This is a genomic window from Streptomyces sp. NBC_00285 (assembly GCF_036174265.1).
In the GTDB taxonomy this organism is placed as follows: domain Bacteria; phylum Actinomycetota; class Actinomycetes; order Streptomycetales; family Streptomycetaceae; genus Streptomyces.
This window is the reverse complement of sequence record NZ_CP108055.1, coordinates 1,677,396-1,701,165: the sequence shown is the minus strand read 5'-3', so window position 1 is coordinate 1,701,165 and position 23,770 is coordinate 1,677,396. Positions and strand designations below refer to the sequence as shown.

17 protein-coding genes and 1 riboswitch are annotated in these 23,770 nt (G+C 71.7%); of the genes, 6 read left to right on the top strand and 11 right to left on the bottom strand.

The window, feature by feature from the left end:
• The first annotated feature begins 281 nt into the window (after positions 1–281).
• The 5 genes from OHT57_RS07740 (at position 282) to OHT57_RS07720 (ending at position 6,308) form a co-directional block, all read left to right on the top strand.
• Complete coding sequence (locus tag OHT57_RS07740) at positions 282–1,313, top strand: LacI family DNA-binding transcriptional regulator (RefSeq protein ID WP_328745308.1); 1,032 nt, start codon at positions 282–284, stop codon at positions 1,311–1,313.
• Positions 1,314–1,469: 156 nt separating this feature from the next.
• The gene (locus OHT57_RS07735) at positions 1,470–2,717 is read left to right on the top strand and encodes a sugar ABC transporter substrate-binding protein (protein ID WP_328745307.1); all 1,248 of its coding nucleotides are present in this window, start codon (positions 1,470–1,472) and stop codon (positions 2,715–2,717) included.
• Between the two features lie 20 nt (positions 2,718–2,737).
• Entirely contained in the window at positions 2,738–3,691 is a 954-nt protein-coding gene (locus OHT57_RS07730; RefSeq protein ID WP_328745306.1) for a carbohydrate ABC transporter permease, read from the top strand.
• The gene (locus tag OHT57_RS07725; protein ID WP_328745305.1) at positions 3,688–4,512 is read left to right on the top strand and encodes a carbohydrate ABC transporter permease; all 825 of its coding nucleotides are present in this window, start codon (positions 3,688–3,690) and stop codon (positions 4,510–4,512) included. Before OHT57_RS07730 ends, OHT57_RS07725 begins: the two co-directional genes overlap by 4 nt.
• 62 nt (positions 4,513–4,574) lie before the next feature.
• Positions 4,575–6,308 (top strand): amylo-alpha-1,6-glucosidase, encoded by a 1,734-nt coding sequence (locus OHT57_RS07720; protein WP_328745304.1) that lies wholly within the window; start codon positions 4,575–4,577, stop codon positions 6,306–6,308.
• 88 nt (positions 6,309–6,396) lie between these two features.
• On the opposite strand, the gene OHT57_RS07715 is transcribed toward OHT57_RS07720, so the two are convergent.
• Positions 6,397–7,911, bottom strand: a complete 1,515-nt coding sequence (locus OHT57_RS07715) for an FG-GAP and VCBS repeat-containing protein (RefSeq protein WP_328745303.1) — start codon at positions 7,909–7,911, stop codon at positions 6,397–6,399.
• Between the two features lie 375 nt (positions 7,912–8,286).
• On the opposite strand from OHT57_RS07715, the gene OHT57_RS07710 reads away from it, so the two are divergent.
• A complete protein-coding gene (locus tag OHT57_RS07710; RefSeq protein WP_328745302.1) occupies positions 8,287–11,154 on the top strand; it encodes a helix-turn-helix transcriptional regulator in 2,868 nt (955 codons plus the stop codon).
• Between the two features lie 145 nt (positions 11,155–11,299).
• Here the strand turns inward: OHT57_RS07710 and OHT57_RS07705 are convergent, their stop codons facing one another.
• The 10 genes from OHT57_RS07705 to OHT57_RS07660 all read right to left on the bottom strand — a co-directional run bounded on the left by OHT57_RS07705 (position 11,300) and on the right by OHT57_RS07660 (position 23,357).
• The gene (locus OHT57_RS07705) at positions 11,300–12,124 is read right to left on the bottom strand and encodes a DUF1684 domain-containing protein (RefSeq protein ID WP_328745301.1); all 825 of its coding nucleotides are present in this window, start codon (positions 12,122–12,124) and stop codon (positions 11,300–11,302) included.
• A 221-nt stretch (positions 12,125–12,345) separates the two neighbouring features.
• A complete protein-coding gene (locus tag OHT57_RS07700; RefSeq protein WP_328745300.1) occupies positions 12,346–13,746 on the bottom strand; it encodes an NtaA/DmoA family FMN-dependent monooxygenase in 1,401 nt (466 codons plus the stop codon).
• Complete coding sequence (locus OHT57_RS07695) at positions 13,743–14,843, bottom strand: LLM class flavin-dependent oxidoreductase (RefSeq protein ID WP_328745299.1); 1,101 nt, start codon at positions 14,841–14,843, stop codon at positions 13,743–13,745. The genes OHT57_RS07700 and OHT57_RS07695 overlap by 4 nt, the downstream gene beginning before the upstream one ends.
• Positions 14,844–14,866: 23 nt before the next feature.
• Positions 14,867–16,834 (bottom strand): alpha/beta hydrolase domain-containing protein, encoded by a 1,968-nt coding sequence (locus tag OHT57_RS07690; protein ID WP_328745298.1) that lies wholly within the window; start codon positions 16,832–16,834, stop codon positions 14,867–14,869.
• Positions 16,831–17,871 (bottom strand): LLM class flavin-dependent oxidoreductase, encoded by a 1,041-nt coding sequence (locus OHT57_RS07685; RefSeq protein WP_328745297.1) that lies wholly within the window; start codon positions 17,869–17,871, stop codon positions 16,831–16,833. The genes OHT57_RS07690 and OHT57_RS07685 overlap by 4 nt, the downstream gene beginning before the upstream one ends.
• Positions 17,868–19,559, bottom strand: coding sequence for an ABC transporter ATP-binding protein (locus OHT57_RS07680; protein WP_328745296.1), 1,692 nt, complete (start codon positions 19,557–19,559; stop codon positions 17,868–17,870). The genes OHT57_RS07685 and OHT57_RS07680 overlap by 4 nt, the downstream gene beginning before the upstream one ends.
• Positions 19,556–20,488, bottom strand: a complete 933-nt coding sequence (locus OHT57_RS07675; protein ID WP_328745295.1) for an ABC transporter permease — start codon at positions 20,486–20,488, stop codon at positions 19,556–19,558. The genes OHT57_RS07680 and OHT57_RS07675 overlap by 4 nt, the downstream gene beginning before the upstream one ends.
• Positions 20,485–21,444 carry an ABC transporter permease gene (locus tag OHT57_RS07670; protein ID WP_328745294.1) on the bottom strand — a complete coding sequence of 320 codons (960 nt, stop codon included), beginning with the start codon at positions 21,442–21,444 and terminating at the stop codon, positions 20,485–20,487. Before OHT57_RS07670 ends, OHT57_RS07675 begins: the two co-directional genes overlap by 4 nt.
• Before the next feature lie 3 nt (positions 21,445–21,447).
• Entirely contained in the window at positions 21,448–23,067 is a 1,620-nt protein-coding gene (locus OHT57_RS07665; protein ID WP_328745293.1) for an ABC transporter substrate-binding protein, read from the bottom strand.
• A 215-nt stretch (positions 23,068–23,282) separates the two neighbouring features.
• Positions 23,283–23,357: a putative leader peptide gene (locus tag OHT57_RS07660; protein WP_328753143.1), complete on the bottom strand. Its 75-nt coding sequence runs from the start codon at positions 23,355–23,357 to the stop codon at positions 23,283–23,285.
• Positions 23,358–23,433: 76 nt separating this feature from the next.
• Positions 23,434–23,547: riboswitch (SAM riboswitch) on the bottom strand.
• Positions 23,548–23,770 lie beyond the last annotated feature (223 nt).

Sequence of the window (23,770 nt, the reverse complement as noted above, 5' to 3'; positions counted from 1 at the left end):
AGCGGGCGCGTGTCACAGGGAAGGGCGCGTGTCGGACGGCCGGTGGGGTGGCTCTGCGGCATGGGAATGAGCGAGTGGCCGGTGTGGGGGCTGTGTCGAACCGGTTCGGCGAAGCTAGCACCGGAGTAACCGGCCAGCAATCCCCTCGACACGGGGATTTCGCGGTCCCCCTTGCCCGGTCGGGGAATACGTTCCGGGTATTGACAGGGGTCCGGGCAGTTCCTACGTTCACTTCACGCGAACCGGTTCGACAGCCGGTTGTCCCCTTCCAAGGAGTCGCCGTGAACATCGGTGAGATCGCCCGGCGGGCCGGTGTCTCCCGCAGCACCGTGTCCTACGCGCTGAGCGGCAAGCGCCCGGTGTCGGAAGACACCCGCCGGAAGATCCAGCAGGTCGTCGACGAACTGGGCTACCGGCCCAGCGCCAGCGCCCGCGCCCTGGCCAACGGGCGGACCAGTACGCTCGGCCTGGTCTTCCCGCCGGCCGGCAACCACTACACGGGGATGCAGCTGGACTTCATCGGCAGCGTGGTGGAGGCCGCCGCGGCTCACGACTACGACGTGCTGCTCTCCCCTAGCGGAGTGGACAGCGACCGTTCCTTCCAGCGGCTGCTGGGGGAGCGGCGGGTGGACGGCGCGATCCTGATGGAGATCAGGCTGGAGGACGACCGGGTCGATCACCTGGCCGCGCTCGGCTTCCCCTCCGTCGCCATCGGCCGCACCGCCCGCGCGGAGGAGGGCTGGTACGTCGCCCTGGACCACACCGCGCTGACGGCGGCCTGCGTCCACCACCTCGCGGACCTCGGCCACCGCCGGATCGCCTTCGTCAACCGGCCCGAGCAACTCCTGAGGACCGGGTACGAGTCGGCGCACCGCGGCCTGGACGGTTTCACCAAGGCCGCGGCCGAGCGGGGTCTGACGGTCCGGACGTACTGCTGCGGGGACGACGCCGCCTCGGGGCAGGCCTGCGTGGAACGGATCCTGCACGACGACCCTGCCACCACGGCCCTGGTCACCTTGAACGAGGCCGCGCTGGGCGGTCTCCACCGGGGCCTCGCCCACGCGGGCCGCCATGTGCCACGGGACTTCTCCGTCACCGGGATCGTGGCCAACCGGTGGGCGGAGACGGTGACTCCGCAGGTCACCGCGGCGGACGTACCGGCGGCCGAGATGGGCCGGCTCGCCGTCGACCTGCTGGTGGAGCGGCTCGGCCGTCCCGACGCGCCGCCCCGGCACCACCTCCTCGTCCCACCGATCTCGCTGCGGGCCAGCACCGGGCCCGCGGGGGCCACCCAGGCCGACCCGGCTCCCTGACCGCACTCCACACCCTCTCGTCACACCACCGCGTCCCAGCACGTCTCGTCACACCACCGCACGGACCGGCCGCCTGACGGCGCTGTCCGCCGTGCCCGTCTCTCCTCGCGAGCCACCGCCGTGGCACCCGCATGCCACAAACCAAAGGAACCCGCCATGAACAGCTTCTCCGGACGGCACCGCCCGACCGCCGCAGTCCTGCTCTCGCTGGCCGTCGCCGTCACCGCCACCGCGTGCGGCTCCGGCTCGGGCGGCTCCGGGACGAACGCCGCGGACAAGGGCACGTACAGCGTCTGGGACCCGTACCCGCAGTTCGCCAAGGGCTCGGCCTGGACGAACCTGCTGGACAAGTGCGGCACCGCGGCGGGCGTGAAGATCAAGCGGACCGGTTTCGACACCAGCGACCTCGCCAACAAGTCCCTGCTCGCCGCCCAGCAGGGCAACTCGCCGGACCTCCTCATCGTCGACAACCCGGTCGTCTCCACCCTGGCCGAGGCAGGCGTTCTCACCACGACCGACGACAACAAGCTGGACACCTCCAAGGTCGACCCCAACCTCCTCGCCGCCGGCCAGTCGGGCGGCAAGACCTACGGCACCCCCATCGGCGCGAACACCCTCGCCCTCTACTACAACAAGGCGGTCCTGAAGAAGGCCGGGGTCGACATCGCCTCGGTCAAGGACTGGACGTCACTGACGGCGGCGCTGGAGAAGATCAAGGGCGCGGGAAAGAAGGGCATCACGTTCTCCGCGATCGGCACCGAGGAGGGCAGCTTCCAGTTCCTGCCCTGGTACTGGGGCTCGGGCGCCAAGCTGACCGCGCTCGACTCCGACCAGGCGGTCTCCGCGCTGTCGCTGTGGAAGACCTGGCTGGACAAGGACTACGCCCCCAACTCGGTCCTGAACAACACCCAGACGACCAGCTGGCAGGAGTTCGCCACCGGCGACTACGCCTTCGCGGAGAACGGCACCTGGCAGCTCGCCAACGCCAAGAAGGCCGGCTTCGACTACGGCGTCCTCCCGATACCCGGCGCGTCCGGCGGCAGCGCGGCCGCCCCGACCGGCGGCGAGTTCGTCACCCTCCCGGTGCAGAGCGACACCGGCCGCTACACCACCTCCCAGAAACTGGCGACCTGCCTGACCAGCACCCAGAACCTGTACGACACCGACACCACGCTGTCCTACGTGGCCCCCACCGCCGAGGTCCAGGACAAACAGCTGGCCGCCGAACCCGAGTTGAAGCCCTGGATCGCGGCGGTCAAGGCGGCCAAGGGGCGCACCAGCGACGACCTCGGCACCAAGTACCCCAAGATCTCCGAGCAGTTGTGGAAGGCCGTCCAGACCGCGCTCAGCGGCTCGAAGTCCCCGAAGGACGCGCTGGCCGACGCCCAGTCCGCCGTCAAGTGACCACAAGCCGGGGCCAGTTGATGAGCCAGACGACACAGGCGCCGCGCCCCCCGACCGACTCCGAAGGCGTGGCCCCGAAGGCGCGGCGCCGACCCGCCTCCCCGCAGTGGGCCGCCTGGGCGTTCCTCACCCCGGTGACCCTCTACCTCGCCCTGTTCTACGCCTATCCCCTCTACCGAAACCTCGATCTGAGCCTGCGCAACTACACCGTCCGCTCCTTCGTCCAGGGCAACGCCCCCTTCACTGGCCTGAAGAACTACCGGACCGTCTTCGACGACCCGACGTTCGCCCCCGCACTGCTCCACACCGTGGTGTTCACCGCCGTGTGCCTGGTCTTCCAGTACGCGATCGGCCTGGCCCTCGCTGTCTTCTTCAACCAGCACTTCCGGCTCTCCGCCACCCTGCGGGCCCTGTTCCTCGTACCGTGGCTGCTGCCGCTGATCGTGTCGGCGTCCACCTGGTCGTGGATGCTCAACAGCGAGTCCGGTGTCGTCAACGCCCTGCTGCACGCGGTCGGGATCGGCCCGGTGAACTGGCTGACCTCGCCGTCCTGGTCGCTGGCCTCGGTGATCATCGCGAACATCTGGATCGGTGTCCCCTTCAACCTCGTCGTCCTCTACAGCGGCCTGCAGTCCATCCCCGCCAGCCTGTACGAGGCCGCCGCCCTCGACGGGGCGAACGCCTGGCAGCGCTTCAGGAGCGTCACCTTCCCGCTGCTGCGCCCGGTCTCCGCGATCACCCTTCTCCTGGGCCTGGTCTACACACTCAAGGTCTTCGACATCATCTGGATCATGACCAAGGGCGGCCCGGCCGACTCCTCCACCACCTTCGCCACCTGGTCCTACCAGCTCGGCTTCGGCAACCTGCTGCCCGCCTTCGGCCCCGGAGCGGCCGTCGGCAACCTGCTCGTCGTCGCCGCCCTGGCCTTCGGACTGATCTATCTGAAGGTCCAGCGAAAGCAGGCCCAGTCATGAACCCGGGCACCAGCCGCACCTGGTGGAAGACGACCGTCGGCGTCCTGCTCACCGCGGTCATGCTCTTCCCGGTCTACTGGATGCTCAACGTGTCCTTCACCCGCGACCAGGACATGCGCAAGTCCCCGCCCGACCTGTTCCCCGCCCACGGCACCCTGGCCGGCTATCGGGCCGTCCTCGACCAGCAGTTGCCCTACCTCGGCACCAGCCTCGTCATCGGTCTGGGCACCGTCGCACTGACCGTGGCGCTCGCCGCACCCGCCGGCTACGCACTCGCCAAACTCCGCCCGCGCGGCGGGGGCGCACTCGGTTTCGTCCTCCTGGTCGCCCAGATGATCCCCGGCATCATCATGGCGATGGGCTTCTACGCCATCTATCTCCAGCTGGGCCTGCTCCAGTCCGTCCCCGGCCTGATCGTCGCCGACTCCACGCTGGCCGTCCCCTTCGCCGTCCTCATCTTCACCGCGTTCATGTCCGGCATCCCCGGCGAACTCCTCCAGGCCGCCAGGACCGACGGCGCCGGACCGCTGCGCACCTTCTGGTCGATCGTCCTGCCGATGAGCCGCAACGCGATCGTCACGGTGTCACTGTTCGCGTTCCTGTGGTCCTGGTCCGACTTCGTCTTCGCCAGCACCCTTGCCAACGGCGGCGCGCACGAGCCCATCACCCTCGGCATCTACCACTACATCGGCAACAACAACCAGCAGTGGAACGCCATCATGGCCACCGCCGTAGTGGCCTCCCTGCCGGCCACGGTGATCCTCGTCCTCGCCCAGCGCTACGTCGCCGCAGGAGTGACCGCCGGCGCCGTCAAGGACTGACACCGGACCACCCCGCCCCTTCCCTCCCCGACGATCCCTGCTCGAGAAACGAGTGACACCTGATGACCGCCGACCGATCCGGCCCGGCCTTCTCCGTCCACGACATCCCGTTCAGCACCTACGGATCCTGGTTCGGCATCTCTCCCGTGGTGGCGGAGAAGACGTACGCCGAGGACCTCCACCTCGTCTCGCACCAGAACGGCATGCACGCCGTCCTGCGCCTGGTCCCCCTCGACTCGGCGACGGGCGACCGCGCCGAGACCCGCGTAGAGGCGACACCGGGCCTGCTCAGCTGGACCGGTACGCAGGGGCGCGTCGACCTCGCCTACGAGTCGCCGGACACCGTACGCCTGCGCGGTGCGGGTCTGCCGCTGCGGATCTCGGCGGCGGCGCGGACGCTGACGCCGTTCAGCGGCACATACTTCTTCCGCGACCCGGCAGCCGACGCGTACGTGTTCACGTCGTACGAGACCGGCTGCCGCTACCGGGTCACGGTGCTCGCCGGCACGGCCGACGCGTTCGGCGGCCAGGCACTGGGGAGCGCAGACCGCGGACTCACCGTCGCCGCCGACGCGGACGGCCGCTGGGAGATCGCGGTCGAGGAACTCGACACCTCCCGCCCGCCCCACGTGTCGACGACGGCCTTCGCGAAGGTCGTCGAGGCCGCGCACAACTCCTTCGCCGACTTCGTGGACACCGTGGCCCCCTGGCGCACGTCCGCGACACCGGCCGCCGAACTCGCCGCCTACGTCCTGTGGTCAGCGACCGTACGCCCGGCCGGCCTGGTCACCCGGCCCGGTGTCCTGATGTCCAAGCACTGGATGGACAAGGTGTGGAGCTGGGACCACTGCTTCAACGCCCTGGCCCTGGCGCCCGGTTACCCCGAACTGGCCTTGGACCAGTTCCAGCTGCCCTTCGACCACCAGGACGAGAGCGGGGCACTGCCCGACTCGGTCACCCACTCCGAGGTGCTCCGCAACTTCGTCAAACCCCCCATCCACGGCTGGGCGTTCGGCCGGCTGCGCCGTCGGCTGCCCACGCCTCCCGGCCGGGCGGACCTGGAAGGGACGTACGACAGGCTGGAACGCTGGACGGAGTTCTGGCTCACCGCCCGGCGCGCGCCCGGCGCCGAGCTGCCCCACTACCAGCACGGCAACGACAGCGGCTGGGACAACGCCACCACCTTCGATCCCGCACGCGTCGTCGTCACCGCCGACCTGGCCGCCTTCCTCACCCTCCAGCTGCGTGAACTCGCCACCCTGGCAACGCACTTGGACCGGCCGGACGACGCCCTCCGGTGGACCCGCACCGCCGAGGCCACCCAGGAGGCGATGCTCGCCCAGCTCTGGAAGGGCGACCGGTTCGTCGCCCAGGGTGCCGACGGCGGTGACACATGGGACAGTTCCAGCCTGCTCGACCTGATGCCCATCGTGCTGGGCGAGTATCTGCCGGACGACATCGGCGCCGTGCTGGCCGACCGTATCGAGGCCCATCTGACCCCGTACGGCCTGGCCACCGAGCTGCCCACCTCACCGCACTACCTTGCCGACGGCTACTGGCGCGGCCCGATCTGGGCCCCGGCCACGGTCCTCGTCGAGGACGGCCTGCGGCGCGCCGGCCATCACCGGCTGTCGGACGAGATCAGCGCCCGCTTCCGCGGCCTGTGCGAGACTCACGGCTTCGCGGAGAATTTCGACGCCCTGACCGGGACGGGCCTGCGTGACCGCGCCTACACCTGGACGGCCGCCGCCTATCTCCTGCTCGCCGAGGCCCACACACAACGAGGCGACCGTTGAGGCCGAGCAGTCGGGTGCGACCCCGGCCGGGGTCAGGCACCGCGCGGGCCGCCTCGCCACATCCGGCGGCCCGATCCGCGGGGCAGGGTCACTCGTCGATCACGGCACCGAAGTGGGCGACGTGGGCGGTACCGCCGAGGGCCGCGGCACCGTAGGAAAGGGAGCCGTCGGCGAGGAGCCCGTTGCCGCTCGCGGGCAGCAGCCACACCGCGCCGTCACCGGCGTTCTCGTCGGGCGCGGCGGCCACCAGCTCGGCCCTGCCGTCACCGTCGGTGTCCACGAGCCGCACCTGGGCGCCCCACGCGTCACCCTCCTCGGCGGCGCCGGGGATGCCCGGGCTGTTCTGGTCGAAGGACTGGGCACCGGTAGCGGTCAGACCCGTACCGGATCCGCGCAGCAGCCACACCGCGCCCGCATCGCGGACCGTGCCCACGTCCTCGCCGGGCGCGCCCACAGCCACGTCGGCGCGGCCGTCACCGTCGACGTCGGCGACGGACAGGTCGTTGCCCCAGGCGTCGCCCTGCTCCGCGGTACCGGGCACGCCCGGGGAGTTCTGCGACCACCACTGCGGGGCGGTGCCGGGGCCCTCGGTGCCGGCCGGGCCGTCGTCGCCGCCGTAGTAGACGCCGATCAGACCGCCGGGCGCGTCGGCGTCACCGGTGGTCTCGTCCACGGCGCTGCGCTGTCCGACGACGAGGTCGTCGTAGCCGTCGCCGTTGATGTCGCCGGAGGCCGTGCCGAGACCGCCGCGCAGGTCGCTCCGGTAGCTCAGGCCCTCGGTGCCGCCCGCGTAGTAGGAGGACCAGCCCATGACGTAGTCGTTGTCGGGGCTGTAGCCGGACACGACCAGGTCGGCGAAGCCGTCGCGGTCGTAGTCGCCGGTGGTCAGGTAGGCGCCCTGGAGGGTGTGGCCGGTGGAGCGCGGGGTACCGACCTGGCGCAGGAGGCCGACGTGGTAGGTGAAGACGTGCAGGCCCGCCTTCTGGTCGAGGACGACGAGCTGGTCGCCGTCGATGTCCCCGGAGAAGCGGGCGGCGGCCACCGACAGACCGAACCGGGCGCCCGCTACGGCCTTGTCGGCTCCGACGGTCATGGTGTTCTCGGCGCCGAGGCCCGCCTTGGAGCCGTACAGGACGGTCACCCGGCCCGCGTCCTCGACGGTCCCCTCGTCCTCGCCGGGCGTGCCGATGACCGCGTCGTCGTAGCCGTCGCCGTCCAGGTCGCCGGTGGCGACGGCCTGCCCGAAGTGATCGCCGGTCTCGGAGGTGCCGGGCACGCCCTTGGTCGACTGGCTGACGACCTGGACCTGACCCCTGGGGACGGTGGTGTTGGTGCCGATGCCGTTCGGCGCGCCGTACTGGACGGTGACGTACCCGGCGCCCTCCTTGCCGTCGACGGTGCCCTCCGGCACGCCGGTGAGGAGGTCGGCGTAGCCGTCGCCGTCGAAGTCGTTGTTGCGGTCGACGGCGGAGGTGCCGCCGGGCACGCCCGCGAACGCGGCCGGCGCGGCCAGGATGCCCGCTCCCGCCAGCAGCAGGAAGGAGGCCGCGGTGACTGCGGCCGAGCCCGCGGAACGGCGGGCGGTGCGCGCGGTGATGCTCATGTCTGTTTCCCCCGTGAAAGATTGATGACCCGTCAGCCGACTGGTCAGGGCCGGCTGTTGTTGTTCCGAACGCAGGGTTCGACACGGTGGCCCCGGGATGAGTTGTGGTGCAGGGGCGTGCTGTGACACGCCAGTGACAACCGTTCCGCGCCCAGGACATACGGAGGGCGGGGGCAGGGAGTTGTCCTCGCGGCCCGGGGCGGCTCCTCCGTCTTCCGCGGCTCGCGGAGAGCGTCGGTGACGTCCTGCCACGGACCGGGCGGTCGCCACCGCGTTCGCGGAGCTCGCAGGACGGTTTGTCGGTACCCGCCCGTAAGGTGACGTCAGGAGTGTGATCGACTTCGGTGGGGCGGGGGACCTGTGAAAGGCGCGGACGTGGAACAACTGGTCGGCAGGGCCACGGAGCTCGACCGGTTCGACGCCGTGCTCGCGAACCTGGGGCGGCCCGGAGCGGTGTCGGCCGTCGACATCTCCGGGGAACCCGGCATCGGCAAGAGCCGCCTCCTCACCGAGGCGTGCGCACGGGCACGGCGTGCCGGATTCACCGTGCTGCGGGGCAGGGCCACCGAGTACGAACAGCACGTGCCGTTCCAGGTGTTCACCGACGCGCTCGCCGACGCGGAGTCCGAGACCGACGCCACCGTCACCCTTGCCGCCGCCGATCCGGGAGCGGTGCCGCACCGGGACGGGCGCGGGTCCGACGGCGGTGCGGCGGCCCGCTTCGGCCCGCGGCACGCGATCAGGGCACTCCTCGCGCGCCTGGGCGACCCCGGAGTGGTGCTGGCCCTCGACGACCTGCACTGGGCGGACCCGGCCTCCCACGAACTCGTGGACCATCTGGTCCGCCACCCTCCGCGCGGCCGGGTGCTGCTGATCGTGGCGCGCCGGGCCCGGCAGACGCCGACCTCGCTGACCGCGGCGCTGACCCGCGGCATCGATACGGGGGCCGTACTCCACCTGCCCCTGGATCCGCTGGCCGAACGGGAGTCCATCCAGGCGCTGGCGGGCGACCTGCCCCCGGCCCGGGCCGGACAGCTGTACGCGGCCAGCGAGGGCAACCCCCTCTATCTGCACGCCCTGTTGCACGCCTACCGCAGCGGGGCCCCGCTGGGCGGCGTCGACATCCATGACGACATCACCGGCCCGGCCGGTGTCCCCAGCGGTCTGGCCGCGCTGCTGCTCGACGAGCTGACCGGACTGACGCCGCCGCAGCGCCGTCTCGTCGAAGCGGTGGCCGTGCTCGGTGACCAGGCCACGACCGGCATGCTGACCCTGGTGACCGACACACCCGCCGGCACCGTCGAGGAGCACACCGACGTCCTCGCGGCACGCGACATCCTGCGCCCGGGGCCGGGAGACCGCTGGGCGCCGCGGCATCCGCTGGTGCGGGCCCTGGTCTACGAGAACACCTCGCCCGTACGGCGCGCCGACCTCCACCGCCGCGCGGCACGGGAGTTGGACCACCGGGGCGCCCCCGCGGCCGAACGCGCCCACCACGTCGAACGCTCGCTGACCGGCTGGGATCCCGAGGCCGCCGCCGTGCTGAGTGAGGCGTCCGAACAGCTCGCGTCCACCGCACCGGCCACCACCGCCCACCTGCTGGACGTCGTCCTGGAACACCTGCCCCGAACGCCCGAGCACACCCGGCGGCGCGGCGAACTGACCCTGGCCCGTGCCCGCGCGCTCGGCGTCAGCGGCGCACTCAGCGAGAGCCGCGACCTCCTCCATCTCCTGATCGAGGGAGTGGGCAGGAGCCACCCCGACCTGCGAGCCGAGGCCGTCGCGCAGTACGCCGTGATGGAACGCCACCTCGGTCACTCCCCGGAGGCCACGGCCCTGCTGCGCCAGGAGCTGTCCCGCACGCCGGGCCCGACCATCGCCCAGGACGTCTCCCTCAGGCTGGCCCTGGGCATGTCAGCCCTGTTGACCGCGTCCTACCCCGAGGCCCGCACGGACGTCGCCCGGGCCGTCGACATCGCCCGTGCCGACGGCAACACCCCGGCAGAGGCGGCCGCCCTGGCCCTCGCCGCGCTCGGCGAGGCGTACGAAGGGCATACGGCTGCCGCCACCGGATTCGCCGACGCGGCCCGCGCCCTCACCGACGCGCTCACCGACCCCGACCTCACCGAGTCGTCCGAGGCACTGGTCTGGCTGGCCTGGGCCGAAACGCTGCTGGAGCGCTATGCCGACGCGGAACGGCACATCACCCGCGGCCTGGACATCGCCCGCCGCGGCGGCCAACTCCAACTCCTGCCCCATCTGCTGACGAACCGTGCCTTCGTCTGCCTGCACACCTGCCGGCTGCCCGCCGCGCTGGAGGCGGCCGAGGAGGCCGAGGCCATCGCCCGCGCCGCCGGCAGCGGCGACCTGCTCGGGTTCACGCTCGCCATCAAGACGCTGGTGCTCCTCATCGGCGGCCCACTGGGCGACGGCAGCGCGCTGGCCACCGGTGAGGAGGCCGTCGCGGCGCTGACCGGGAGCACGGGCTGGTGGGCCGCCCTGGCCTGGTGCATGCTCGGCCACGCGGCCTTCGTCAACGGCGACCCGTACCGGGCCCAGGAAGCCATCGTGGCCGCCGGCGGGGGCCCCGAACTGCCGCTGCTGCAGCCGTCGATCCGGCCGGGCCAGCTCGACACGCTGGTGGGCACCGCCCTCGCCACGGGTGACCCCGCCAAGGCGGGTCGGTGGGCCGCCCAGGCGGCCCGCGAGGCGAAACGGCTCGGCCTCGGCGGCCAGCGCGCGGGCGCGCTGCAGGCCGAGGCGACCGTGGCCGAACACCACGGAGACACCGACAGGGCCGTCCGCCTCCTGGACGCGGCCACACAGGAATACGCCCGCTGCGGTCAGACCCTGTGGGAGGCGTACTGCCTCCTGCGCGCCGCTCCCCTCGTCAAACGCGCCGGCCGGCGCAGAGCGGCCGTCGCGATGTGGCAACGGGCCCACCGCATCGCCGCCGACGGGGGCGCCCGACTGCTGCTGGACCTGGCCGAGCTGACCCGCCCGCAGATCATGGCGGACACCGCCGAACTGCCGGCGGAACTGGCCGACCTGACGCCACGGGAACTCGACATCGCCGGGCTCGTGGCGGAAGGCCTGAGCAACCAGGCCATCGCCGCCCGGCTCCACCTCAGCCCGCGCACGGTCGAGACCCACCTGTCGTCCGTCTACCGCAAGGCGTCCTTGCCGTCCCGCTCGGCCCTGGCCGTCCTCATGACGCGCAGTGGCCTGACGACCTACGGGTGACCCGCTCGGGCGCCGGGTTCGACCCTTTCTGACGCTGTCCCGGACGCCGATCACGTTAGCGGCGGCGAGAGCCTGGGCGGCCAAGGCGCGGGCGGCCGGGTGCGGACCGTGGGCCGGCCGCTGTCACCGCGGCCGGCCCGCCGGTTCAGGATCCGCCGCGCTCGCGCGGGATCTTCAGCCCCGCCTCGATCGCCACCGGCAGCCGGTTCTCGGCCGGTGGCAGTGGGCAGGTGGCCAGGTCCGTGTAGGCGCACGGCAGGTTCGCGGCGCGGTTGAAGTCCAGGACGACCGTGCCGTCCGCGGCGGGCGGCTCGACGGCCAGGGTCCGGTTGGCGGCATAGGTGGTGACCCCGGAGGTCGCGTCGGTGAACAGCACCGACAACGCGCCCGCACCCCGCCCGGGGAACGCCGTCAAGGACAGTCGGTGCCCGTCCAGTTCGAACTCGATCCTGCCCGGGGCGTCGTACACATGCTCAAGGCCCTCGACCGCGGCGCCCACCGTGGTCGGCCGCGGCTCGGCGAAGGGGACGTACCTGCCCGGCACGGTCCAGCGCGGGTCGGGGGCGTAGGCGGGTGTGCCGGTGAAGTCCGTGCGCAGCGGGGTGTCCGGGTGCCGGGGACGCACGATGTCGTTGCCGCCGCGCTTGGCGACCTCGATGACGGCGTCTCCCCAGACCGCGTCGACCCCGCCGCGCTCGGGAAGGACACCGAAGCGGTGTTCACCCCGGACCGGCGCTCCGTCGACGATCAGTTCCTCACCGTCGTCGAGGTTGACCACGACGCCTTCGGGGCCGGTGTGCCACACGCCGGGTGCGTCGGGGAAGCGCTGCGGCCGGTCGTCGAGCCAGTGCAGTCCGGTGATCGCCAGGAATCCGTGCGGGTCGGCGAGCCGGGCCTCCTGGGCGCGGTACCACTCCAGCCAGCTCTCGGTGAAGGTATGCAGGTCCGTGGTGGTCGCCTCGGTGGTCATGGGTTCTCCTTCGTCACGCGAGGTCGGGCCTCGCACAGGGGAGGTGCCGGGCCGTCGGCCCGGAGGGCGTGCTCAGCAGGCCGGTTCGCCGAGGAGTGCCCCGGACGCGTTGAGGGCTGCTCCGACAGTCATGTCAGTCAGAACGGCTGCCGGCCGGACCGGCATTCCGGTCCGTGTGTGACAGCTTCTTGTCAGTCGTGTGTACGGGACCTCGACCTCGGTCAGCTCGCGTGCGCTCGGGCGGGCGCGGAGCGGTGGGTGAGCGGTTCGCGCAGGCCGAGGTGGTCGCGGAGCGTGGTGCCGGTGTACTCGGTGCGGTAGACACCGCGTTCCTGGAGTTCGGGTACCAGCAGGTCGACGATGTCGTCGAGTCCGTCGGGGATCAGGTAGGGCGTGACGTTGAAGCCGTCGACGGCGCCGTGCCGTACGAAGTGGGCGAACTTGTCGGCCAGCGCGGACGGGGTGCCGACGTGGCCGCGCTGCGGGCCGAGCGCGATGACGGTCTCGCGCAGCGACCAGCGGTGCGCCTGCGCCTTGGCCCGCCATTCGGCGACGACCTCGCGGGGGTCGGCGATGCGCCGGGCGCCGAAGGAGCCGTCGTTCTCGGCGACGACCGGATCCTCCTCGGGCAGTGGCCCGTCGGCGTCACGATCGGACAGGTCGATGCCCCACAGCAGCCCGGCGATCCCCAAGGCCGTGGCGGGGGTGACCTGTTGGAGCCGGATCCAGCGCTTCTTCTCCTGTGCCTCCTCCTCGGTGGCGCCGAGGATGATCTCGGTGCCGGGCAGGATGCGCAGGTCGTCGTCGGGCCGGCCGACGGCACGCAGGCGGTTGCGGATGTCCTCGGCGAAGGCGAGCGCGTCGTCGAAGTCGTTGCCGTGCGCGGAGAAGATGACGTCGGCGTTTCGGGCGGCGAAGTCGCGTCCCTCGCCGGAGTCGCCTGCCTGGAAGATGACCGGGTGCCCCTGAGCGCTGCGTGGCAGGGTCGGGGCGAGGTCGAGGTCGAACTGCGGTCCCTGGTGGCGTACCCGGCGTACGGCGCCGGGCGCCGACCAGGCGGGCGCGTCCGCGGAGTCGGCGACGGCCTTGTCGTCCCAGCCGTCCCAGAGCGCGCGGGCCACGGTCAGGAACTCCTCGGCGCGCCGATAGCGGTCGGCGTGGTCGAGGTAACCGCCGCGGCGGAAGTTGGCTCCGGTCCAGGCGTTGTCCGTGGTCACCACGTTCCAGCCGGCGCGGCCTTCGGAGAGCAGGTCGAGGCCGGACAGCCGGCGGGCGAGGTCGGCGGGCTCGTTGAACGTGGAGTTGGAGGTGGAGACCAGGCCGATCCGGCGGGTGACCGCGGCCAGCGCGGCGAGCTGGGTGATGGCGTCCGGCCGCCCGGCCACGTCCAGGTCGTGGATCTCGCCGTCGACCTCGCGCAGCCGCAGCCCCTCGCCGAGGAAGAACGCGTCGAACAGGCCCCGTTCGGCGGTCTGGGCGACCTTGCGGAAGGAGGCGGGGTCGATCTGGGAGCCGCTGTCGGGGGCGGACCAGATGGTCCAGTGGTTGACGCCCTGGAAGAACACCCCGAAGTGGAACTGTGCGTGCGGCCGGGGGACGTCGAGGGGATCGGTGCGGGTCATCGGGCTTCCTCCTGAACGGCCGCGGCCGCGAAACGGTTGGCGGGGCGCTCCAGACCCAGGGTCGAGCGCAGGGACGTGCCGGGCAGCGGGCGGGCGAGGTGACGCCGCTCGGACAGTGCCGGCAGGACCAGGCGGGAGAGGACCGGCAGGTCCTCGTCGAGCACCAGCGGATGCAGCCGTACACCGTCGACATGGCGACTCAACTCGCCCAGCAGGGCGACCAGTCGGTCCCCGGAGCCGATGTGCCGCAGCCTTCCCCGGTCGGTCCACGGCGCGTGCCGCTCCAGGTCGGCGACGCGCTCGGCGGCGGTGGCGTCCGGCGTGTCCAGCGCCACCTCGACCTCGGCGAACACGCGGGGTGTGCCCGCGGCGGCGGCGGCCCAGGCGACCGCCGCGAGATCCCGGCCCGCCACGAGAGCGACATCCAGCTGTGCGGCGGGGACGCGGTCCGGCTCGCCCAGGACCACGAGCTGCCCCTGAGGAGGGCGCGGCACGATCGCCGGGCCCTTGACGGCGTAGCTCTCTCCGGTGAAGTCGATGTAGTGGAGCCGTTCGCGGTCGAGGTAGCGGCTTGTGGCCACGGACCGGATGACCGCGTCGTCCTCCCACGAGTCCCACAGGGCCCGGGCCACCTCCACACCGTCCCGGGACGCCCGGGCCCGGGCGTCGGTACCGGTGACCGGAGGACGCCCCCAGGCACGGGCCGCCTCGGGACGTTCCTCCTCCGTCACCAGCCACCCGGCGCGGCCGCCGGAGATGTGGTCCAGGGACGCCAACTGGCTGGACACATGGAAGGGTTCGGCATAGGTGACCGGCACGACGGGGGCGATCCCGACGGTGCTCGTGGACGCCGCGACGAAGGCCGCGCGCTCCACCGCGCCGATACGGGCCACGGGATCCGGTGCGGCGCCGGGCGGCAGTACACCGTCGTCCAGGGTGATCAGGGTGAACCCGGCGTTCTCGGCCACGGCGGCGACCCGGGCCACACGGCGCGGAGTGAGCAACTGGCCGGGCGAGTGGGCGGCGCGGCGCCAGGCCGCGGGGTGGGAGCCGTCACCGTCGATCTCGACGGCGAGGTGCAGGGCGGGGCCGGGCATGGTGTTCCTTCCGGGAAGCAGGGTCATCGAAGCTCGAAGCGGTGACGAGGGAACGACCAGTTCGCCGCCGACGCCACCACGCGTTCGACGTCCTCGGCGAGCAGGAGCCTGCGCGTCACGAGGTCCTCGGCGGCGGCCCGGATCCCGGCGGCGTACCCGGCCGCGTCCCGGTGGCGCTTCTGGACGCTCGGGCGCGGGTCACCGGTGATCAGACGCTCGTCCTCCGTCGCGGCGAAAGGGAACGTGGAGCCGCTGAATTCGTGCAGCGCGCCATGGCCCTGACCGGGAGCGCGGGTGTTCCAGCCGGTGTAGGTGGCGAGCGGGACGGCCACCATGGGCGCGCGCACGCCCGCCGTCTCGTTGCCGTCGGCGTCGACGGCGGGTACCAGTACCGTGTAGCGGCGCGAGCGGTCCGCGACCGGCGGCACGGCCGAACGGTCCACCGCGTACAGCTCGTTGGGTTCGTGCGGACGCAGCGCGGACGGTACGGCCGGGAACTGCCGTGACCACTCGTCCATCGTCACCAGCGTGCCGTCGCCGACGGTGGGCACCGCGCTCGGGGGCGGTTCCACGCCCTCGCTCACCCAGGCGTCGAGCGCGTCCAGGACGGCGCGGAAGAGGGCTGAGGTGGCCACGACGTTCTCCGGGTGGTTGCAGATCCCCCGGCCGGGGGCCCCCGCCGCCGGATCGGCCACATGCTGGCTCGACGACCACAGGTATCCCCGTACGTCCGGCGGGAAACCCAGGTCCCGGCCGTCCGTCGTGGTGTGCACCAGCGAGCCCCGGCGCTGCCAGTACTCGGTCGAGGTCTGGGTGTGCAGCACCTTGGGGTCGCTCGGCCGCTTCATGATCGCGTCACGTGCGCCGGTGAGATGGTCCACCGTCTCGGCGTAGGCGAAGGGGAAGGCGTCGGCGGGACTGAGGTGGTCCTCGTACTGCTGGCCGCCCGGAACCGTCAGGTTGGTGAAGCGCTCGACGCCCAGCCGGCCGGCTCCGGAGACGTGCGGGAGCAGCCCGTCGAAGACGCGGCGTCCGTCGAGGTCCTCGTTGAAGCCGTGATGGATGAAATCGCGGATGGCCCGGCCGGTCTGCGAACGCCCCCAGCCATAGGCGTAGTCGACGGGCCCGGCCGGCCGGGCGGGATCGTGGCGCAGATGGCTCACCAGATCGCGGACCGCCACCAGGCCCAGTCCCAGGACCAGCGGATCCTCGGCCTCGTAGGTGAGTTCGTAGATCCAGCCGGGCCGGAAGCCGTCGTCGAGGTGAAGGTCGTGACGGCTCGGCACGAGGGCTGTGGAGCTTCCCTTGAGGTCGCTGCCGCCGCCCTGCAATCGGGCGAACCGCCAGGTGTCCGACGGGAGTTCCTCCGGCGTGCTGTGCGCGTAGCGCCGCCGGGTCAGCCGCGCGCTCCGCCGGCCCCGCTCACTGACCGGGGAGGATCCGGTGCTCGACCAACGGGACAGCGGAAGCGACCGGATGGGCTCCTCCACGATGAACTCGGCCGTCGTCAGGCCCCGTACGGGCTCGCCGTCGCGTCGCGCGACCGGCACGTCCAGCAGCAGCCGTCCGTCGCCCGGCAGCAGGTCGCCCTGCCAGGCACCGAAGACGAGGGTGTACCCCCGGCGCAGCAGGTAGCCGTTCCCCGCGTCGGCGCGTGTGCGGGGCCGGTTGGTGTGCGGGGCGTCGCAGAAGTACTGCACGGCCCGCTTGTTGCCGCGGTTGCCCCAGTCGAAGAACAGACGTCGGCGTCCGCCGTCGACCGGCCGAAGGATCTCGACGTCTCCGCTGAAACGGACTCTGCCCGTGCCGTCGCGCGGTGCGAGGCCGAGGTCCGGGACGGCGCGGTGGGCGGGCGCCTCCGGGTCCACGCAGTAGTGGGCGGTCGCCGTGAGAACCTCGTACGCCCCGCCGTCGTCGAAACGGTGGCCTTCGGCGAACTGCTCGCGGCTGTGCACCTCCAGCCGGACGGCCGGCTCCGGAACGGCGCTCATCGAGCCGCCCCCCGAACCGCCGAGGAGACGGGATGCCAGCCCAACTCGGGCGCGACGAGGTGCCGTACGTCGTGCAGGATCTGCTCGTACTCCTCCCGGTGGAACTCGTACGGCAGTTCCAGGCGCAGCTCGGACACCTCGGCGAGCACCGGATCGGACGCCAACTGCTCCAGGATCTGCTCTGCGGTGCCCACCACGTCCGGGGCGAACAGGGTGCGCCTGGGACCCTGGGGCGCGAGAGTGCGTTCGTGACGGCCTGCCGCATAGGCGCGGTAGCGGGACCGAGTGGCCGCGTCGGCGCTGTCGAGCGGCACGATCACCCGGCCCAGGGCCACGCGTGCCGGACGGTCCCCGGAGAACGCGCGCCGGTACTCGGCGAGCAGGTTCAGCTGGGCCGTGCCGAAGTCGTCGGTGTCCTCGCCGGTGACGATGTTGCCGGACAGCAGACCGAGGCCGTTCTCGGCGGCCCAGCGGACCGAGCGCACACTTCCGCCGCCGTACCAGATCCGTCGCGCGAGCCCGGGGTTGTGCGGTTGCAGCCGGGGACGCTGGACGTTGCCGGGAGAGTGGATGACGGTGTCCGGGCCGCCGATGTAGTCACCGCGCAGGTTCGCGAGGACCCGGGCGATCCGGCCGTACGACAGGTCGAAGCCGCGCCAGTCCCCGTCGTACACCAGGTCGCCGAGCAGGTCGGCGTGCGGCATCCCGGTGCTGAAACCGATCTGGAGCCGGCCCCCGGACAGTACGTCGGCCAGCGCCAGGTCCTCGGCCAGCCGGAACGGGCTCTCGTAGCCGATGGGGATGACCGCGGTGCCGAGTTCGATCCGTTCGGTGCGCTGACCGGCCGCGGCGAGGAACACGGCCGCCGAGCCGACGCCGTGTTCGAGGTGGCGCTGCCTGATCCATGCGCCGTCGAAGCCCAGTTGCTCGCCGTACTCGAACAGCCGGAGAGTCTCCTCCAGTCCCGCACGGGGGTCGTCGTCGGCGAAGTTGCCGGGCGTGAGAAAGGCCAGCGAGGTGATGGTGGGGGTGCTCATGCCGGTCCTCGGGTCGTTGCCGGTTCGGCGGCGGGGGAGACGAGCCGGCCGCCCGGGATCGCCGCGAGCAGCTCCCGGGTGTACTCGTGGCGTGGCGCGGAGAACAGGACCTCGGGCGGGCCCGTCTCGACGACGCGTCCGGCCCGCATGACGGCGACGTGGTGCGCGATCTGGCGTACGACGGCCAGGTCGTGCGAGATGAACAGGTACGCGACGCCGGTGTCGGCCTGCAATTCGGCCAGCAGGTCCAGGACTTGGGCCTGGACGGACACATCGAGCGCGGAGACGGGTTCGTCGCACACCACCAGATCCGGTGAGAGGGCGAGGGCTCGGGCGATGGCCACCCGCTGGCGCTGTCCGCCCGACAGCTCCGCCGGGCGACGCTCCAGCGTGGCGGCGGGAAGCGCCACCCGGTCGAGCAGTTCGGCCGCCCGGGCGAGCCGGGAGGTGCGGTCGCCGACCTTGAACGCCCGCAGCGGCTCGGTGATCACCTCGCCGATGGACAGGCGCGGGTCGAGGGAGGCGTACGGGTTCTGGTAGACGAGCTGGGCGCGTCGGCGCAGTTGTCTGGCCCGGCCCCCCTTGGCGGTGGTGACGTCGGTGCCGTCGAACAGGACCTGTCCGGAGGTCGCGTCGGTGAGGCGGAGCACCAGGCGGGCGGTGGTGGACTTGCCCGAGCCCGACTCCCCGACCAGTGCGAGGGTCTGCCCGCGCCGCAGGGTGAGGCTGACGTCGTCGACCGCGCGCAGCGTCCGGGCCTCGCCGCCCGCGTGCGGCAGCCTGAACTCCTTGACCAGGTTGCGTACGTCGACCAGGGGTGCGGTGGCGGCCGGTGCAGTGGCGGCCGGGGTTCGGGGCCGGGCTGTGGTCAGGCTAGGCGCGCTCGCCAACAGCCGCCGTGTGTAGGCGTGTTGGGGGTCGGCCAGGACGGCACGGGTCTCGCCCGCCTCGACGACCCTGCCCTGCTCCATGACCACCAGCCGCTGGGACCGGTCGGCGGCCACCCCCAGGTCGTGGGTCACCAGCAGGATCGCGGTGCCCGACTCCTCGGTGAGGTACTGGAGATGGTCGAGGATGACGCGCTGCACGGTGACGTCGAGCGCGCTGGTCGGCTCGTCGGCGACGATCAGCCTGGGCTTCGCGGCGATGGCGACGGCGATGAGCACCCGCTGCCGCATGCCCCCGGACAGCTCGTGCGGATACTGCCGGGCCCGGACGGCCGCGTCGGGCAGCCCGGCCCGGGCCAGCACGGCGACCGCCTCGGAGGCCGCCGTACGACGGGTCGCGAGACCATGGATGCGCAGCACCTCGGCGACCTGCTCGCCGATCCGCTTGACCGGGTTGAGCGAGACGGTCGGATCCTGCGGGACCAGTCCTATCTGCGCGCCCCGCACGAGGCGCAGCTCCGCCTCCGACAGGGTGGCGAGGTCGTGCCGGCCGAAGCGGACCGTGCCCGCCTCGATGGTGCCGTTCGCCGCGAGCAGCCGGGTGACGGCGTGCGCCGTGGTGCTCTTGCCGGATCCCGACTCGCCGACCACGGCGGTCACCTGCCCGGGCCAGACGTCCAGGTCCACGCCCCGCACGGCCGCCACGGTGCCGCCCCGGGTGCGGTACGACACGGACAGGCCGCGGATCTCCAGCAGTGGTGTGGTCACGTCCTCACCGTTCTCCTGCGTGTTGTCGGTCATCGCTGTCGGGCCCATTCGCCGTCCAGCGCCCTGGCGATCCGGTTGGTAGCCAGCACGGTCGCGGCGATGGCCAGACCGGGCAGCGCGGTCAACCACCAGGCGTTGGCAAGGTAGTTGCGGCCGTCGGAGATCAACGTCCCCCATTCCGGGGCCGGTGGCGGCGCGCCGTAGCCGAGGAAGCTCAGCGCCGACACGGCGAGGATCGAGGAGCCGAAGTCCAGCGTGGCCAGCACGATCACAGGTCCGGCGGCGTTGGGCAGGACGTGCCGCCCCAGCACCGAGTACCAGCGGGCCCCGCTCGCACGGGACGCCTCGACGAACACCGCCTGCCGTACCCGCAGGACCTCGGCGCGCGCCACCCGGGCGAAGGAGGCGACGCTGGCGATACCGACCGCGACCGCCACCTTCACCGTGCCGTACCCGAGCGCGGTCACGAGGGCCAGCGACAGGAACAGCGCCGGGATGGACAGGAGGACGTCGACGAAGCGCATCAGCACGTCGTCCACCCAGCGGCCCACGAAGCCGGCGACCACGCCCAGCAGTCCGCCGACCACGAACGCCACCAGGACCGCGATCAGCGTGGCCTTCAGGGACAGTTGGGCGCCGTGGACCACGCGGGAGAACACATCGCGGCCCAGTTCGTCCGTGCCGAACCAGTGACTGCCGCTCGGGCTGCGGAAGTTCTGGGACGGCACCCCTTTCAGCGGGTCCTGTGAGGTGAACAGGCCCGGCTGGAACGACGCCGACACCACCAGCACGACGACGGCCGCCGACAGCAGCAGACCGGGGCGGCGCAGCAGAAACCGCAGCAACCGCCGCAGGTCGGCACGTCGGCCCGGTTGCGGAGGGGACGATCCCGCCTCGACCGGCCGGAGGGGGCCGGGACCGAGGTCGGCCCCGGCGCGGTCGTCCACAAGGCTCCGGCTCATGCGAGGCTCGCCTTTCTGCCCGAGGCCACCACGATCCGCGGGTCCAGCAGCGGATAGACGAGGTCGACGACCAGATTCGTCGCCACGAAGATCAGCGCCCCGAACACCACCACGCCCTGGACCAGCGGAATGTCCTGGGCGGTGACCGCCGCAGCCGTCACCCGGCCCAGTCCGTCGCGGGAGAAGACCGTCTCCACGACCACCGAACCTGCGATCAGCTGTCCGACCAGCAGGCCCACGACCGTCAGCGCGGGCAGTGAGGCGTTGCGCAGCGCGTGCCGCAGATGCACCCGCCACCGGCCGGCGCCCTTGGCCCGCGCGGTCTCCACATAGGCCTGGTCCAGCGCGGTGAGCAGGCTCTTGGCAAGGACCTGGGCGACCTGCGCTCCGGTGGGGACGGCCAGCGTCACAGCCGGCAGCACCAGACCCCGCAGTCCGTCGTTGCCGAACGCCGGGAACCAGTGCAGCCGGAAGGAGAACGTCTCGACGAGCAACAGCCCCACCCAGAACGTCGGGACCGACACCCCGAGCGGGGGCAGCGACAGCAGCAACTGCCGCAGCCACCGCTGCGAGGTGTACGTCGCCACCACCGCGAGACCGCCGCCCAGCACCACCGCGAGCAACAGTGCGGCACCGGTCAACTGGAGTGTCTGCGGCAGTGCGTCGGCCAGCGTGGAGGTCACCGGGCGGCCCGTGGAGATCGCGTCGCCGAAGTCGCCGCGCACCGCCCGGCCGAGATACTCGACGTACTGCACCAGCACCGGCTTGTCGAAGCCGTACTCGTGCCGCAGTGCGGCGAGCCGGGCGGGATCGACCTCTCCCGAGTCCATCCCGGCCCCGGCCATCGCGGAGACCGGGTCGCCGGGCAGAAATTCCAGCACCAGGAACGACACCGTGTACGCCGCCCACAGCACGCCGACCGCCTGCGCCAGCCGTTTGATCACATAGCGGCGCATGCGCTAGCCGATCCAGGTGTCGTGCAGTTGGATCCGGCTGCCCGAGTCGAAGTCGAGGTCGTGCACCTTCTTCGTCACTGCCAGCTGGGTCTGGAGCTCCACCACCGGAACGTTGTACGCGTTCTGCACGATCAACTTCTGGGCCTCGCCGACCAGTTCGCTGCGCTTGTCGGCGTTCGTGGTCGCGGCCTGTCCGGACAGGTCTGTGTCCAGTGAACTCGCGGGCAGGCGGTAGAAGTTGGCCAGCTGCGTCGAGAAGGAGCTGCGCAGGATGTCCGGGTCGGAGCGCGTCACGTTGCTCCACACCAGGTCGAAGTCGCCCCCTTGGAGGGTGGTGGCGAACTGGGAGACCTGGCCCTGCTTGAGCACCACGTCGATCCCGACGGCCTTCAGTTGCTGCTGGACCAGCTCCAGTGCGGGCTGGTTGGTGGCCGCGTTGGGGAACCAGCTGATGGTCAGGCTCAGCTTCTTGCCGCCCTTGGTGCGGACGCCGTCACTGCTCGCCTTCCAACCGGCCGCGTCCAGCAGGGACTTCGCCTTCGCAGCGTTGAAGGCGAGGTCCGAGGAGAGGTCGGTGTAGTCGGGCGTGGTGTGCGCCAGGACGCTGGTCGCGGGCCGCGTGCCGGTCGGGAACACGGTGTCCGCGATCTGCTTGCGGTCGACGGCGGCCAGGATCGCCCGGCGCACCTTGACGTCCTTCAGCAGGGGCCGCGAGTTGTTCACCCCCAGGCCGAACACCACCCCGGGGTTGGCCCGCCGCAGAAGGGTGACCTGGCCGCCCTGCAGCGCCGCCTCGTTGGCCCTGCCGACGCTGCTGATCGCGTCCACCTGCCCGGATTGGAGGCTGCCGGCCCGCACCCCCGCCTCGGGCACGACCTTGAACACCAGCTTGTCCAGGTAGGCCTCGCCCTTCTTCGACCACCGCGAGGAGCCCCAGTCGTAGCCGGTTCGCCTGGCCAGGGTGATCGACTGGTTCTGCACGTACTGCTTCAGGACGAACGGCCCGGAACCGACCACTCCGTCACTGCACTTCTGCTGCGGGGACCTCTGCACGCTCGCCGCCGACTCGATACCCAGCGAGTGGGTCGAAGTCGCCTGGAGGAACTGCGCGTTGGGTTGCTTGAAAGTCACCTTGACGGTGAGCGGATCCACCACGGTGGTGCTCTCGACGCCGCTCAGGTACCCCTGGGCGAGGGTCCCGAGGGCCCCGAGCCTCGGCACCGCGTCGAAGTTGTCCTTGACCACCTGCGCGGTCAGCTCGGAGCCGTCGCTGAAGGTGACACCCGACCGCAGATGGAACGTGAACGTCGTCGCCCTGGAGTCGATGTCCCAGCTCTTGGCCAGCCACGGCACGATCTTGCCGGTCCCGGGATCCTGGTCCGTCAGGGAATCCACGATCTGGCGTACCGAGTAGATGCTTTCGTTGCTGCCGACCTGCTGCGGATCCACGCAGCCGGCGTCGGATCCCACCGCGAACGTCAGGGTGCCGCCGGACTTCGCGGGGCCGCTTGTGCCACCGGAGTCCTCGCCGCCCGACCCGCAGGCGGTCAGGAGAACACTGGTGGTCAGCAGGGCGGCCAGGGGGGCCCATCGGGAGAGTCTGGAATCCGGGAGTGCTGTCACGGAGGGGTTTCTCCTACTCGTGTCACCCCGCACGGAGTGGTCGTGTGAGACACGGTCGTGCAGGGGCGTGCGGCCCCGGCCGGTTCGACGCCGGCAGCGGGGGAGCGCTGTGCAGACAAGGGGGGTCAGGGAGACGACACCGGGAGCGGTGGCAGAGAAGGGGGCGCGAAGGACCGTGGCCGGTGACGGACGTCAGCCGGCGAGATCCGAGCTCGTCAGGCCTGACAGAGGCAGCTGGTCGAGCGCTTCAGATCGATGTGGCGTCGGCGCGAGAGCCGGGAGAACGCCATGGCGTCAGCGAGGGAGAAGGACGGGACATCACACTGCCTCATGCCGGTCCTCCCCGTCTCCGGCCCCGGTCAAGGGGCCACGCGCTTGCGGGAATCGTCGGTGATCCCGCCGGGCTTTCACCTGGAGCACCCCACCGCGCGGGAGGGTTGCCGGTCAGCGAGCCAGGGCTTGACGCTGACACTCAATGCCGGTCGTGATGCTACGGAGCGGTCTTGTCGTACGTCAATGCCGGATTCGCAGGCCCTGTCGGAAACAGACCCATGGCCGTCGACAGCAGCGCCCCCGGCAGCGTTGTTCGCCGCGCTGAGCGTCTGTGACCACCGGACCCCATGGCTGACGGCCACACCGGGCAGCCCGGTCCACGCCTCGCCCTCGATGCCGACGGGTTCGATCCGGCGGCACGATTCGGTGT